The sequence below is a fragment of the Litorimonas sp. genome (genome assembly GCA_029936425.1).
Lineage (GTDB): Bacteria > Pseudomonadota > Alphaproteobacteria > Caulobacterales > Maricaulaceae > Litorimonas.
The window spans coordinates 231,297-244,070 of the sequence record JAPYSU010000003.1 but is presented as its reverse complement, the minus strand read 5'-3'; the positions used below and the strand labels follow the sequence as shown (position 1 = coordinate 244,070).

The window sequence follows — 12,774 nt, the reverse complement described above, 5'->3', positions numbered from 1 at the left end:
CCGTTTATGAAATGCTTTGTCCTCTTGCCTTTGTCAGCGTCCATGAAATCGTTTGACCTTTCATTACGCCTGAAATTGATTTGCCCAAGTTTCTGTCCATCGTCTCTCGCCACGGCACGAGGGTAAATTCTTTCGATTTTTCAATGACGGCATATTTACCGCTCGGCCTCTGCACTGACTTCCGATATACACCTGAAATACGTCCCGATTGCGGCGCAGGCTTATAACGCTTACCAAACTCATCACCCAAAGTTTTGCCTGCTGCATCAAGATCTATTTTTTCAAGAGCCTCCAGCGTGCCTTGCGTAACCCCGGACGATTTTTGAATAAGCTTTTGCGAAAGTAAGAATTTTTGACGCTGGGCTTTTAGGGCTTCAACCTCTTGACCAAAACCTGATGCGTGACTTTCGTTTTTGTCTGACATGAGTTCGGTATCGAGCCAAGTCTTCCCCAAAGTCGTAGAAAGCTCTGCGAATGGCTCGCGCGCTCGAATGTCTAGTTTGACTGGGTTACCATAGCCGCGTGACCTTTCGTATTTGGCCGTGCGTTTGAGATAATCTTTTGGGACTTTCCATGACCCGTCTGAATTGCGCTCCGCATGTCCGAGCCGGCGCATAGCTTCCAAGCGCCTCACATGGGCTTTGATAAATTCTTCACGGGCGCTGGGGTCGCTCATTTCATGATAAGACGGGCTGTATATTCCGCCGCGTTTGGACGCGATGTCTGCAATCGTATAGTCTGAAGCTTTCGGTTTGTAACCTTGCGGACCTGCGGTGACGACCATACCGCGCTTTATCTGAACGGTATTAGCTTCTCTGCCTGTCTCAACAAATACAGCCTCACCCTGCATCGTGTCTAAGACGATGAAGCTTCGGTCATTCACATCATCGAGTATGCCCTTTTCGATGACTCTGCCGGTAATCGGTTTGGCGGGATTTGCCATAGGGTCATATATCGGTTCACCATTTTGGCTGCGGTCAAGTTTCGCGCGCGTCATGGCGCGGTGATAGGCTTTGAGGATGTCGCCGCGATCTCCCATGCGCCGAAGCGTGCGCTCAAGATTGTCATCAAGCCGCCATTTCCCAAAGCCAACTTTTTCTGCCAGTCCCATTGAGCTTAAATGTTTTACGCGCCATTTTTCAAAACGCTGTGACCAATCTGATCCGTCCAGTGGCAGCTTTGATAAATCTACAATCTGATTTTGAGCCTTTACCAACAAATCTCGGTCGATGGATGTGAAGCGATCATGCCTGACCGAGAGGGCCAATTTTTTGGCCACATCAATTTGATTGGTCGGGCCGAGCTCCAATGTCGCAACATGCTCGGCAGCTTCTCTCATCCCATGAGAAATATAATCTCTCGGAATGATCAATGTTGACCCGTTGTCTCGAACACCCCGGATCACAACATGACTGTGGGGATTGGCCGTGTCGTGATGATTGGCCGCCACCCAATCGAGCTTCGTTCCCAAATCGCGTTCCATCTGCGCCATGACGTTTCGGGTATAGGTGCGAAGGTCACCTAATTCTTTTCCATCCTCAGGCGAGACAATAACGCGAAACTGATGTCTGTCATCAATGCCGCGCTCATGAAATTCCTCACCATCAAGAAATACCTCATCACGGCTATACAGAATTCCTTTCTCGCCTTCGCGGGCCGCACTATCGCGCTGTATGTAATCCAGGTGATGCCGCTGCGCATCTTTGCCATATGCCCCCATCTTCACGAGATGCACTTTGACGATGACGCGCCGCGAAAAATATTGCTCGGTCACAGGCCCTCTCTTGACCCGTCCACCGGATGAGCGCGACGAACGCTGCGCCGCCCGCCGCACTTGTCCGGCAAAGCTGACAAAACGCCCCGTTCCGTTAGGAGAGAGTATCTTTCCAAGCCGAACATTGAACTGGTTTTCGCCGCTCACCACGAAGGCTCACGAATTGACTCCAAATAGCCCTTTTCAGTCCACGTCCCGGCCATTTTCTCAGGCCCTATGGGGGATCGCGCCGAATCCACGTCCCGGCTCCACCCCCTCGCGTCCCGCGAAAATAGATGTGCAGACAATGGCTTAGGCCATTTTGGGCCGCGCCCTTTATCTTGCCCTCTTAAATTCACCCCTCAAACCCCGCTAAATCAGGCTTTTCCGACGATTTAAGAGTCTTTGGATTTTCCAGATATTCAACGACTCCCAAAATATTCTCGGCGCGAACAGGCCCAAAATATCGACTATCAAACCCTGTCTGCACATCAGGGGATAGCAACATATATTCACCCGAGCCGAGCACAATACAGCCCGACTTTTGAGGCATATCGCGTCCCAAAACATCCTGCCCCAGCACGGGTATATCAGGACGTTTTGGGACGCTAACCGATTGAGTATTGTAACAGACCTCATCCCCATGGACGGCCCAGACCGTCTTTATGAGAGGGTAATCATAAGGCAGATAGCCGCGCTCATCAGCCAATTTGCGCGCCCATTTGGGAGCATAAGCCGCAACTTGCGCACCAAGAATAACAGTCTCATCTGGCCTTAAACGATACCATCCAACCGCTGCACTCTCACTTGGATTATAAAGCAGAACAGGCTTTGGCGAGAATATGATCTGTCCCGCCGTTCCAATTATGGCGAGTGTCATCACACCAGCAATAAGGCTTTTAAACAACATTTTGCGCCTCCAACAAGGAGGTGTCTGGCAGCAAACCTCTCACGGTTCTTCGCGTGGAAAGACCGTTCTGAAAGGCAATCCAGTAACTTTCAGGAAGCATTTCGATCGGCCCCGACACGGACTTTTCAACATCATCGAGCGACGCTAAAGCGCGCTTCACAGCTTGTGTGCCGTTAAATGACGCTAACACTTTGACAGCAGGCGTAATGCCAGGCACGCGGGTGAGCAGGCCTTTACTTTGGGTTTTTAATACAAAGAAACGCCAATCCTGTGTGCCATATTCATTCGCCCGCCATCTAATATATCCGAGGGTTGCGCCTGCATCAAAGCAAGCGAGCTTACGATATTTATCAAGAGTGAGTGTAGTCTTGGGGCTTCCAAACCTAATGCGATGGTTCAACTTGTCTCTGACAAAGTGACAGTGGATGAGCGTTACACCGCTCACAGTTTAGCCGCTGTCACACTTGACCAATCCCGCAAGTCGTCACGATGATAACAAATAGAGCCGCCATGTTTACGGTAGACAGGGCCTGTTTTATTGGAACGGTAATTGGCTAATGTGCGTTCATCAAGCCGTAAAAAGACGGCAGCCTCATCGGGTAACAAGAACGGACTTGGAACATCATTGAGTAGTATTTTTCTTCGCGGAATATTCTTTCTTTTTAAACTCTCGCCCATTTTAGCCTCACACCATTCACCGTGGCTGCGTCTTTCCGCGCATGATCATGCAACGAATCAAGACACAACTTTGGAGAGATTGGGAGTCACGTTTTTGGGACGTTCAATAAACGATACCCCTTACAGAGTTTTCTTGGGCAACAAGCTTTGGTAGTCTTGTGCGACCATGCGCTCACCGAATTTGTACGCGCGAATAGAACGGCCTTTAAGAAATCTTCCCGTAGAATCCCAGTTCTGCCGCACATTTTCGGCCCCAAATAAGGCTATCGCAACATCACGATAAGACCCACCCTCTGCCCGAATATCATAAGCGAGAAGTGCATTTCTCATCTTTGCGAATGCTTTTTGCCGTCCCAATAATTTGAAATTATCAGATCCGTTTCGGCTGAGTGACGTGAGTTGGCGCAGGGCATCAATGCGTCTTCGGGCGCCTTTTCCGCCATCAATCAGCACGGAAAACGGTTGATCTTCATCTGCAATATGCTTGGGTTTTCCTGATATTTGCAGCCAAAAATCAGTTGATTTAATCACGCTTATACGTGTTCCATTCGCCTTTACATAGTGCTGCTTGCCGCAATCAAAATTCGATAATTTAAAAGAGGTCGCATCATTATTGCGGGAAGTCTTACTGTGATAATGTACAGATAATGCGCCGGGGAACGCGTCCTGACGCCATATGACTAAAGCATCCAATCCTGCGGATTGTGGTGACTCAAAGCACTCTAATCCCCAACGATGTGCCAGATTATCTGTGACAGCTTCGTATCGAAGCTGACTGTTATTTGTAATTTCCGACGGGTCTCGCGACGACATATCAACATCATAATCGCGAGCATACCCGCTATTGCGCCGCAAATAATCCCACGCATATCCTGCATATGTTTCGGATGCAGGCCCCAATATCTGGGTCAGCCCTGTCATATAGTTTATACTAACGAGCGACCTCTTTGGTTTCAATCGCAAATTGTAACCATGAAAAAACCCGCATCAGCGTGAGCTAATGCGGGTCTGGGGCGCTAGGGATTTAGTCGTCTTGTGGGTTCCAGAGGATCGCAAATTCATCCGCCTCTTTGCCGTAAGCCTGTCCAAGATTGGCGTAGACTTTACGCGGGCCGAGGGTCGGGTGGGCAAAGGTGAGCGAGAGATATTCCTTCCCGCTGACTTCACCGGTCTTGAGCCAGCCGCCGCCGATTTCCTGTCCGCGGCTATCTACAACTCTGAAGTCAGGCTGCTTTTCGCTCTCTTTATTGTCATTGGCGACAATGTTGATGCGGGAGGATCCGCCGAGGTTCAGGGTGCCTTGAAAGTTACCCACTTCATTTTTCGTTACATATCCAAGTGCTTGTGCCATGGTTTCAGTCTCCAAATTATGTCAGCGAAATCTCGGGAGCCAATCTCCCTGCTGACAGAAACCGTCCGCACCAAGTTCTGACGGGCAGAGGGACTTGTCCCCCGGAACGTAGTGGAGATAGGCCAAAGGGGCGCTATTTTGGTTCGCGATGAATATGTGATTTCCTTCAAAATCACAGAGAGGAAAAGAGTGACCCTTAGGGAACCGGTGGCCTATTCGGCACAGCAGGTTTTGTGCAGGTTATTTTGACATCAGCAGGGAATTTGGCTTCCTCTTACTATTTTGTTGATATGATTTTGAGACGCCCAAATCATGGTGCAGGCATTTGGATATGTTCATAACTAAACATGATGGGAGTCACTTGAGAGGCACCCCGCCATGCTCGGCGACACTCTCCTGCATCGGCAGTGTCGCCTACCATGACAATATAGAGAGCGAGAAATAGCCCTCCGATCTTGAGGCCCGTTGATGCGCGCGGCCAGGAACTTGGCGGCTCCATGCTGGCTTCAAGACCGCGATATGAGCGGTAAAGCCCTGTCTATCTCGCCAGCCTTCGCCCATCTGATCCTTGGCCTTCGTAAAGTCCCCCGCCAATCTTGGACAGGCTTACGTCAAAGAGGCCCATGAATTTTTTAAGGGAATTTACCGCTCTGGAACCTGCAAGACCTCTCAATCCATACGCGCCTTTAGACCCGCATTGGCCCACGCTGATGCGGGTTATTTCGGGAGCACAATTTACTTTTGGTAGCCGCTGACAAAGCAAAGCCCCCGCCATTGGCGGGGGCTTTTCTGTCTAATCTTGGATGTCCCCTCAAGCGGAGCTGAACAGCTTTTGAAGTCCGCGCGAAGCCTCCGCAGGGGCGCAACCTTTGACCGCCTTGTAAGGCTTGGCGGGGAAAGCCGCCCATCTTGGAAGCCAGTCAGGGCTTGCGGTTTCGACGCCGTGCCCCGCAATACGGTTCTTGATAATCTGCTTTTGCAGTTTCGCGGTGTCCGTCACCGCCCCATCGGCGCAAGATTTACCTGCAATGTCTTTGACCATGGCATTGATGGTGGGCTTGTCCCGCAAAATGTCAAAGAACGCATCATCTGGCGCCCAATAGTCTCCAAAGTCTGGCGCAGTCAGAATGCCAATGGCTTCAATCTCGGCACTATCCACGGCCAATGTTTCGCAGAGACAGAAGGCTTGGACGCGCAAAACCTCTGCGTCATCTAAGGTCAAAAGCCGCGCAAATATCTCGCAGAGATTATGCGGGCTATAGTGGCGGTGATAGATTGCGGGGTGTTCACCCGTAAGCCCTAGCAGGTCGCAGACCGCTTGGCGTTCCTCAGCTAGTAAGGCTTCGGCCTTACTGCTTTCTACACTGGCTTGGGTTTCTGGCTTGCGACTTTGGGGGCTTTTACCGTCAATCTTCCAGTTTCGCGCGCCGCATATCATATGCGCAACAGACAGACGCAAAGCTAAATCGGGCCGCTTAATCAACTCGGCTCTCGCAATGCTGTGTCGGTGCAAATTCATATAGTCGGCCATCGGGCCAGACATTTCAGGCTTGCTTGTCTTGGACGCCTTCGCGCCCTCGCTCTGCCCATTTGATAAGGCACGGCGTATGGTCTGCGCCTCTTTGTCCGTGATATAGCCTTCATGGAATAGCACTTCGCCGTTGTCGCGCGTCTCGATATAGACCCGTCCGCCTTGCTCTTTGGGGTGGTGAACGTGGCAATAGGTGGGAAAGTGGCGACCCCGCTCTCCTAAGATTACCTCTTTCCACCCATCGGCTTTATAGGTTTCAACCTCCTTGGATATAGCGGCATTTTGGGCTTCCCAAAAATGCTCAACATCGGCAAATTGCCCATGTTCACCGAATAAATCCGTCAGGATTGTGCCTGTGTATTCGGCCACATTAAATAAGGCGACTTCGGTGGTAATAACCCCGCCGCCTGTCAGCCATGCTTTCAATTGCTGACCTGTCGGGCAGTAATCATCTGAATTGAACAACTCTAACCATGTGGCTTGCTGTTCTTCCGTGGCCATCGTCAGAACCCGAATAGAAGCCGCATCAATTTGCTGATTGGTGTAAGCCTCTTTGACCTCTGGAATGAGTGCCCCCAATGCCAGACGCCGCTTCACAGAATTGGCCGTGATGCCAAACACGGCGGCGATGTCGTCTACGCTTTGCCCTTTCTCCGCTAAGGCTGAAAACGCCTCATATTGCTCCATTTCAGTGGGCGCGAGACGGGCCACGTTTTCAATGATGCTTGTCTCGATGGCGAGTGCATCATCTTTCGCGTCCATCACGCAACACGGCACATCGGCTATTTCGGTGCCGTCCTCGGCTATCGCGGTAAGACAAAAATAGCGGCGGCGTCCTGCAACAATACCATATTTAGGTTTCTTGGCTGTGCCGCCTTCACGGCGCACTATTAAAGGCTGACGGATGCCGCGCTCTTTCACGCTCGGCAGAATATCGTCAATCTCGGGGGCTGTTTCGCTATGGCGCATATTGAGTTCAGAGATATGCAAAGCACTGAATGGGATGAATTTTAAGTCGAATGGTTTGCTCATGTGAGCCTCCTGTATTGGTTAAGTTTGGTGTAAAATGAGGTCTAACAAGTCGATTTGCGCACGGCCGACCTCGTCGAATAAACCGTGGTCGCAAGGCTTCTGCCCTGCATGGGGTTGCGTTTCGGAGTCATGGGGTGCGCGGTTCGGGCGGTCAGTTTCTCGCCAAGCGTGACGGGGCGCACCCCGTCAATCAGGCTCTGCGCTCCGACTTCCGTCTCTTCAAACTGGCGAGTCACGCCGCGTTGTCCGTTTGGCAAAGGATAGTGCATTGCCGCGCCCGTTCTGCTTTGGCCTCGGCTAACGCTACGGGTAGTAACTCGTTTGCGGCTTCTGAAAGATAGGCGTTATGGCTATCGGGATAGTTCGCTTCGATGCCCCATAGGCTTGCCGCGTGGTCGGTGAGGACTAGGCTATCAATCGCAACAGTCAGTATGATGCCGCAATAAAACCACTCGTCATTTTTCCAAGCGGCCAAAACTTTTTCGGCTCTGGCTTGGGCCGCATCAAAGCGATCTCGCCATCCATTCCCTGCGCCGATAAACCCTGCGTCATTTGGATAAAGGCTCGGCCAGAATCCATCTTGCCGCTCGTCGGGTGCGTCCGGCGTCTCGTCATGGGCAATTCGCGCCGTGACGGTGTAACCGTCAACGGTGCAAGTGATGGTGTCGCCAATGCAAACATAGCTGTCGAATTTTTGCGCGAAGGTCATGCGACCCTCCGCATCTCAAACCCTGCGCTGTCACAAAGTTCGCGTAACTTGCTGGAGTCTTGGGCGTCTAAGTCGTCGCCCATTTGAGCGTAGATTTTGCCTTGGCGAAGTCCGCTATGACGTTTGACGACATGGCTCCAACGGTAAGGGCCATGTCCATCTTCTCTCGGTTTGACTTGATAACGGGCCATGTCAATGCGCCCAAAAGATGTGAACGGAACCGCTGACCTCGAAGGTCAGAAAGTCGCCTGACTGCTCATAGTCATGCGCCATTGCTTTATAGTCGATATAGGGCGCAAGGCGTTCTGGGATTGTCTCGCCTGTCTGCTCGGTGAGTTCCTCGGCGTAATCGGCTAGGCTGTCATATTCTCCCGCATATTCATCAAAGCGGGCTTTCGCGTCTTCAATATTGCCGCCGTAATAATTCAGGACTTGCGCCCCTAATGCGCCGCGCTCTCGGATATAGTCAGCGAGCTCTACAACATTGGCAAAGCTGAAATACTCGCCAACCTCAACGCCTTCAAATCCTTCATAATCGTGAATAGCCCATTCTTCGGCCTCGTCTATCGGGGATGCAAACAACATGGCTTGCACGGCTTCCCAAATGCTCGCCTCGTTGGTGACATTTATCCATTCGCCGTGCAGATGGCCGTTATTATAAGCGGCAAGGCAAGCCACATAGATGCGGATGGGGTCTGGCTGTGGGGCTTCTGTCTGGTCAGGGTCTGGTGGGGGCAAGCGCGGCGGCTCGTGGTCAAATGGGGCTTGGCTCTCGGCTTGGTAAAAAGTCATCGGTCTGGTCTCCAATGCCGTCCGCAGGATGCGGCGCGAAGCGCCCCAAATGAGATAATGGGACGCGGCACGTTCCCCCGCAGGGGGGCGGTGGGAAGCGGCAAGAGGCCAGTCCAGCGACGGGCGCTGAGGCGCGCCGCAAGGTTTTTGGTATGACGATGTAAAAAGAACTAGACGACATTGGCCAAAGGCCTTGCGGTGGGACGGCCCGTCGCCAGATTGGCCGACCGCTTCCCGCCGTCCCCCGAGGAGGAACAAAATAAAAAAGCCGGCCCGCCAGGGCCGTCCTCAAGAATTGTCTCACAAAGTCGTTTTTAGCGTTTAGACTCCGCGATATACATCGACATAAAACTTGAAGCTAAATTTAAAAGAGAGAAAAATAATGAATGTATATTTCACTATATTTTTAACTGTGTTTCTGGCGGAACTGGGAGACAAAACGCAATTAGCAACAGTGCTGTTTTCCACGGATGGAACATCCAACAAAGCGCTAGTCTTTATAGCGGCGGCTAGCGCATTGGTTGTTTCAACAGCTTTGGCCGTCATCCTTGGAGCCAGCGCTGAAAAATATCTGGCTGCCATGCCGCTGAAACTGATCGCCGGAGCCGGATTTGTTCTCATTGGAATATTAATGATTGCCGGACATTTCAGAACAGGATGACACTGACTTCATAACGATTGAAACACATAAGCGAGCGACCCCTAAAGCGAAGCGACCGGGACGCGCGAGCGGAGACAGGCGCCAAGCGGCCCTTGGACGAAGGTCAAAGGTTGCGCAGGCCCGCAGCCCGACGCGGCTTAGAGCGCGGGCCGTCTCAGCCCCGGCTAAAGGTCGGGATGAGCGGCCCGTGATCGGCGTTCATTGCTTTTGTTTCAAAAGCGATGGAGGAAAGCCTGTGTCGGGATGCGGAATAGTCCGCGCGATAGCCGGACGCCTGAAATAAAGGCCGCGGTTAGCGGCAGCGTCAGGGATAGACGCCGGATGGCCAAGACCGCAAAGCGGGCTTGGTTCACGATAGCCTGGCCCGAAGCGTTAGCGCAGGGAGACGCCCACATTCATGTCCCCAATAGCGATTGCCATATCACCCATCCGAAAAAGCCATAAAACACCACAGCCAGTCCGTAGACTCCTGGCCCTTTAACTAAGCGTTCCATAAAATCATCAAAGCGTACCTGCCGAGGTGACCGCTTGGCTAAGGCTTCTTTTATGGCCGCCTTTGTATACCCATCCATAGCATCCACCTATTCATCATTCTGTCTTGTCTGTTTGGATACCAGTTTTTCACATTGGGCAATAATCATTTCGCGGTCATCATAGGTTTGAAGCAGACTAAAGCTCTCAAGTAATTTCTCGCGTTGCTGCATCTCCAGATCTATTTCTGTGAGTTTTCCAACTTTGCGCTCTGTCATGACTTTGCCTCCGTAAAAGCCGGAAGTCACCAGAACGGGGAAGCGAGCCTACCCGTGCGTAGTGTTTGGGCAAGCCTTGGACATTCCTACGCCCTCCGGCCGAAACCGGAGACACGCAATTACAGGACGCGCCCAGATGGGCCGTCTCACTTCACAGGGAGCTGGTGAACTCCACACGCTGATTTGGCAGGCGTGCTTTCATAAAGTAGGCAAGCTTGCGATATTTCGCAATTTAAAAAGTTAAATGCCTATGACAGAAAGCGCATTATTTTGGAAAGTCAGAAGCTAAGGCTTAGCGAACACACTCTGATATTCTAGCTCCACAAAAGAACTGTCTTACCATCATTTGTTCGCCAATCCGGCTAACTTGGACAGTGTTTAGAATAGAAACGTCATCCTAAGACATTACGCCCAATCACAGAATTCCATTGAAATGGAATCGGTTTCTCTACCGTATCAAACCCTTCAGTTTTTCAAAATGAGTTGTGGTCAACAGGCCTTTGGAATTTCCTGACCTATTCAGATAAGTCTCATCCTGTTCAATCCGCGTATAGATGACGGCCAATCTATAGGCGGCCAGCACGTCATAATAATCAAAATTTGACACTTTTCGCCCTGTTAAGACCTCATATTTTGCAATGGTCTCTTTTTTTCCGGGAAGCCCCGACAGGCGCGGTGTCGGCGCCGTGGGGCGGCCTTCACTGGAAGCCCAGTCTACATGGAGATACCATGCCAGATCAGCAATCGGATCGCCTATGACTGCCATTTCCCAATCCAGAGCTGCGATGACATTTAAACCATCGAAAATCATATTGCCAAGACGTGCATCCCCCCCAACAAAGGGATTGAACATGCGGCTCAAAGCGATTGTTGAGCAACCATTGTCTTGTCTTCACAAGCATATCAGGAACGGGGTCACTATTTTGAGCAAGCACCGCATCATAGAGCTTGATTTGTGCGTCAATGAACCCTGTGCCTGTCGGAACACCCAACAGAGACAATCCGCTCGATTTTAAATCTAATTCATGAATTGCGACGACCGTTTCAAGACCGGCCCACCAAATCCTTTCCTGTTGTTCCAGACTCATCTCGAATAGGGGCCCGGCTTGATGATAAGGTGGAAAGTCGCTTGGAATCCAACCCGGCACTTTGTGCATAACAAAAAAAGGTTTACCAATAATCGTTGGATCCTCTTCCAATCCGAATACACCTGGTGACGGTATTTGTGAGAGCTCCAAACATTTCAAAATATTAAATTGATGCGTCATGTCGTAAGACGCCTTTGGAAATACCAGAAACCCGTCGGGCGGCCATCGGATTACCAGATCTTCTGATACGATCTTGCCGTTAAACCTGTATGTTATGGTGATAAAATAGGTCTCATTGGACACACCTGCACCCGGCGTGGTCAATTCTGAAACTTCGAGATGTTGCACGCTTGGTAACCTTGCGGAAAACCAGCTTTGAAGCGGACGCCGCGCTTGTTTAATATCGACAGTCACGCCTTAGCCTTGTGGCGCGTATTTTGGGTGACGCCCATAAATACCAAATTGGATCATGCCATAACCTTCCTCATCGCCGCAGCGGCACTTTACGGCAAAGGTCGGCGCCGCTGACACATCTTTCATGGAGGCCGGATCTGACGTATCGAGTACCTCGCCGTCAGACCAGTTTTCTCCCATCCATTTTCCAAGGCGAAAGCCTTTATATGGCCAATAGCCTGCTGCTTGGAGATAGATGAGCGAGATCGGTTCTATTTCGATTATCCGCCGCCTTCCATCTTCAGCGATTGCCGTAATTGTGGCCCCGGCTAAAAGACGCGTGCCTTCAACAAGGCGAAAATCATGGTCTTCGCCTGTCAACCTTACTTCTTTACGTTCATTGCCTAACCGGTAAACAAGACTCCCTGTGAAATCGAGGACTCTGCCTTCATGGTCTTCGCGCAAGCTGGAACACACCGCCCAGTCTTTGAACTGGAAGATATGCCAATCTCCTAAAAACCCTAAAAGTGGCTCGGGCGGCTGAAAACCTGCACCGTCTGGATAGAGATTGTGCTGCCATCTCACGCCCCAACTATGATCACGGTGTGAAAGCCAGCTATCGGGCTTTATATCATGTATTTTGCCATCAACTTTGAGCCACCCCTTGGCACGGCCAGTCTGGGCATAGCGACACATATTTTCAACCACGCGTCCTCGCGAGCGCGTATATTGCGGAACTTCTTCCTGCGGCGGCATGACCGCTTCAAACTCGACCTCGAAGCTATGGCCAAATTCATTTTCTTCCAGTGCCCAAGTCACTGTCTTCATGCCTTCTACAATTTGGTAGTTAAGCGGCCCTACGCGGATCTCATCCGTGACCGGCCTGAATTTACGAGACGCCCTTATATTGTGCTGCCGCTGGCCCTCCACCATTAAAAGACCGGACGCGTCCATAACATTACGATTTGTTGAAACGCCGAAATGAGAGCTTAGAAAAAACTGACCACTCGTTTCATGCGCGCAGCACCAAATATTCTCACGCCAGTTCTCACTTGTCTCTGCCACATGGTCAAATGTCGTGGGCGTTTGATGACAGAGCATTTCATCATATTTACTGAGCATCTTTT

17 protein-coding genes are annotated in these 12,774 nt (G+C 51.1%); 2 read left to right on the top strand and 15 right to left on the bottom strand.

The annotated features are described in order from the left end of the window. Positions 1-4 precede the first annotated feature (4 nt). The 11 genes from ACN0IC_RS04440 to ACN0IC_RS04390 form a co-directional block, all read right to left on the bottom strand. Positions 5-1,921 (bottom strand): DUF3363 domain-containing protein, encoded by a 1,917-nt coding sequence (locus tag ACN0IC_RS04440; protein ID WP_416877553.1) that lies wholly within the window; start codon positions 1,919-1,921, stop codon positions 5-7. A 187-nt stretch (positions 1,922-2,108) separates the two neighbouring features. Further along, positions 2,109-2,663: a S26 family signal peptidase gene (locus ACN0IC_RS04435; RefSeq protein ID WP_416877552.1), complete on the bottom strand. Its 555-nt coding sequence runs from the start codon at positions 2,661-2,663 to the stop codon at positions 2,109-2,111. Continuing rightward, positions 2,653-3,108, bottom strand: coding sequence for a DUF2840 domain-containing protein (locus ACN0IC_RS04430; protein ID WP_416877551.1), 456 nt, complete (start codon positions 3,106-3,108; stop codon positions 2,653-2,655). Before ACN0IC_RS04430 ends, ACN0IC_RS04435 begins: the two co-directional genes overlap by 11 nt. Next, a complete protein-coding gene (locus ACN0IC_RS04425) occupies positions 3,105-3,341 on the bottom strand; it encodes a helix-turn-helix domain-containing protein (RefSeq protein ID WP_154813662.1) in 237 nt (78 codons plus the stop codon). Before ACN0IC_RS04425 ends, ACN0IC_RS04430 begins: the two co-directional genes overlap by 4 nt. A 120-nt stretch (positions 3,342-3,461) precedes the next feature. Then, entirely contained in the window at positions 3,462-4,262 is an 801-nt protein-coding gene (locus ACN0IC_RS04420; RefSeq protein ID WP_416877550.1) for a DNA -binding domain-containing protein, read from the bottom strand. A gap of 103 nt (positions 4,263-4,365) precedes the next feature. Then, positions 4,366-4,692 (bottom strand): DUF736 domain-containing protein, encoded by a 327-nt coding sequence (locus ACN0IC_RS04415; RefSeq protein ID WP_416877549.1) that lies wholly within the window; start codon positions 4,690-4,692, stop codon positions 4,366-4,368. Positions 4,693-5,503: 811 nt separating this feature from the next. Next, positions 5,504-7,255, bottom strand: coding sequence for a ParB/RepB/Spo0J family partition protein (locus ACN0IC_RS04410; protein WP_416877548.1), 1,752 nt, complete (start codon positions 7,253-7,255; stop codon positions 5,504-5,506). Positions 7,256-7,296: 41 nt separating this feature from the next. Then, the gene (locus tag ACN0IC_RS04405; RefSeq protein WP_416877547.1) at positions 7,297-7,524 is read right to left on the bottom strand and encodes a hypothetical protein; all 228 of its coding nucleotides are present in this window, start codon (positions 7,522-7,524) and stop codon (positions 7,297-7,299) included. Beyond that, positions 7,488-7,964: a hypothetical protein gene (locus ACN0IC_RS04400; protein WP_416877546.1), complete on the bottom strand. Its 477-nt coding sequence runs from the start codon at positions 7,962-7,964 to the stop codon at positions 7,488-7,490. The genes ACN0IC_RS04405 and ACN0IC_RS04400 overlap by 37 nt, the downstream gene beginning before the upstream one ends. Beyond that, positions 7,961-8,155 carry a hypothetical protein gene (locus ACN0IC_RS04395; protein ID WP_416877545.1) on the bottom strand — a complete coding sequence of 65 codons (195 nt, stop codon included), beginning with the start codon at positions 8,153-8,155 and terminating at the stop codon, positions 7,961-7,963. The genes ACN0IC_RS04400 and ACN0IC_RS04395 overlap by 4 nt, the downstream gene beginning before the upstream one ends. A gap of 1 nt (position 8,156) precedes the next feature. Then, positions 8,157-8,756 (bottom strand): antirestriction protein ArdA, encoded by a 600-nt coding sequence (locus tag ACN0IC_RS04390; protein ID WP_416877544.1) that lies wholly within the window; start codon positions 8,754-8,756, stop codon positions 8,157-8,159. Positions 8,757-9,138: 382 nt separating this feature from the next. Between ACN0IC_RS04390 and ACN0IC_RS04385 the strand changes: the two genes are divergently transcribed. Together ACN0IC_RS04385 and ACN0IC_RS04380 are read left to right on the top strand one after the other, a co-directional pair. After that, a complete protein-coding gene (locus ACN0IC_RS04385; RefSeq protein WP_416877543.1) occupies positions 9,139-9,417 on the top strand; it encodes a TMEM165/GDT1 family protein in 279 nt (92 codons plus the stop codon). A gap of 243 nt (positions 9,418-9,660) precedes the next feature. Then, the gene (locus ACN0IC_RS04380; protein WP_416877542.1) at positions 9,661-9,861 is read left to right on the top strand and encodes a hypothetical protein; all 201 of its coding nucleotides are present in this window, start codon (positions 9,661-9,663) and stop codon (positions 9,859-9,861) included. Positions 9,862-9,998: 137 nt separating this feature from the next. On the opposite strand, the gene ACN0IC_RS04375 is transcribed toward ACN0IC_RS04380, so the two are convergent. From ACN0IC_RS04375 to ACN0IC_RS04360, 4 genes are all read right to left on the bottom strand, one after another. Beyond that, positions 9,999-10,166 (bottom strand): hypothetical protein, encoded by a 168-nt coding sequence (locus ACN0IC_RS04375; RefSeq protein ID WP_416877541.1) that lies wholly within the window; start codon positions 10,164-10,166, stop codon positions 9,999-10,001. 448 nt (positions 10,167-10,614) lie between these two features. Further along, positions 10,615-10,977, bottom strand: coding sequence for a phosphotransferase (locus ACN0IC_RS04370; RefSeq protein ID WP_416877540.1), 363 nt, complete (start codon positions 10,975-10,977; stop codon positions 10,615-10,617). Then, positions 10,904-11,668: a phosphotransferase family protein gene (locus ACN0IC_RS04365; protein ID WP_416877539.1), complete on the bottom strand. Its 765-nt coding sequence runs from the start codon at positions 11,666-11,668 to the stop codon at positions 10,904-10,906. The genes ACN0IC_RS04370 and ACN0IC_RS04365 overlap by 74 nt, the downstream gene beginning before the upstream one ends. A 3-nt stretch (positions 11,669-11,671) precedes the next feature. Beyond that, the gene (locus ACN0IC_RS04360; protein ID WP_416877538.1) at positions 11,672-12,769 is read right to left on the bottom strand and encodes a hypothetical protein; all 1,098 of its coding nucleotides are present in this window, start codon (positions 12,767-12,769) and stop codon (positions 11,672-11,674) included. Between the last annotated feature and the right edge of the window lie 5 nt (positions 12,770-12,774).

What these genes read in the sequence shown, in the direction of transcription:
- ACN0IC_RS04425 (WP_154813662.1), bottom strand. Translation starts at nt 3,341, where the DNA reads ATGGGCGAGAGTTTAAAAAGAAAGAATATTCCGCGAAGAAAAATACTA.
- ACN0IC_RS04405 (WP_416877547.1), bottom strand. Translation starts at nt 7,524, where the DNA reads ATGCACTATCCTTTGCCAAACGGACAACGCGGCGTGACTCGCCAGTTT.
- ACN0IC_RS04420 (WP_416877550.1), bottom strand. Translation starts at nt 4,262, where the DNA reads ATGACAGGGCTGACCCAGATATTGGGGCCTGCATCCGAAACATATGCA.
- ACN0IC_RS04400 (WP_416877546.1), bottom strand. Translation starts at nt 7,964, where the DNA reads ATGACCTTCGCGCAAAAATTCGACAGCTATGTTTGCATTGGCGACACC.
- ACN0IC_RS04395 (WP_416877545.1), bottom strand. Translation starts at nt 8,155, where the DNA reads ATGGCCCGTTATCAAGTCAAACCGAGAGAAGATGGACATGGCCCTTAC.
- ACN0IC_RS04385 (WP_416877543.1), top strand. Translation starts at nt 9,139, where the DNA reads ATGAATGTATATTTCACTATATTTTTAACTGTGTTTCTGGCGGAACTG.
- ACN0IC_RS04415 (WP_416877549.1), bottom strand. Translation starts at nt 4,692, where the DNA reads ATGGCACAAGCACTTGGATATGTAACGAAAAATGAAGTGGGTAACTTT.
- ACN0IC_RS04370 (WP_416877540.1), bottom strand. Translation starts at nt 10,977, where the DNA reads ATGATTTTCGATGGTTTAAATGTCATCGCAGCTCTGGATTGGGAAATG.
- ACN0IC_RS04410 (WP_416877548.1), bottom strand. Translation starts at nt 7,255, where the DNA reads ATGAGCAAACCATTCGACTTAAAATTCATCCCATTCAGTGCTTTGCAT.
- ACN0IC_RS04375 (WP_416877541.1), bottom strand. Translation starts at nt 10,166, where the DNA reads ATGACAGAGCGCAAAGTTGGAAAACTCACAGAAATAGATCTGGAGATG.
- ACN0IC_RS04435 (WP_416877552.1), bottom strand. Translation starts at nt 2,663, where the DNA reads ATGTTGTTTAAAAGCCTTATTGCTGGTGTGATGACACTCGCCATAATT.
- ACN0IC_RS04390 (WP_416877544.1), bottom strand. Translation starts at nt 8,756, where the DNA reads ATGACTTTTTACCAAGCCGAGAGCCAAGCCCCATTTGACCACGAGCCG.
- ACN0IC_RS04360 (WP_416877538.1), bottom strand. Translation starts at nt 12,769, where the DNA reads ATGCTCAGTAAATATGATGAAATGCTCTGTCATCAAACGCCCACGACA.
- ACN0IC_RS04380 (WP_416877542.1), top strand. Translation starts at nt 9,661, where the DNA reads ATGCGGAATAGTCCGCGCGATAGCCGGACGCCTGAAATAAAGGCCGCG.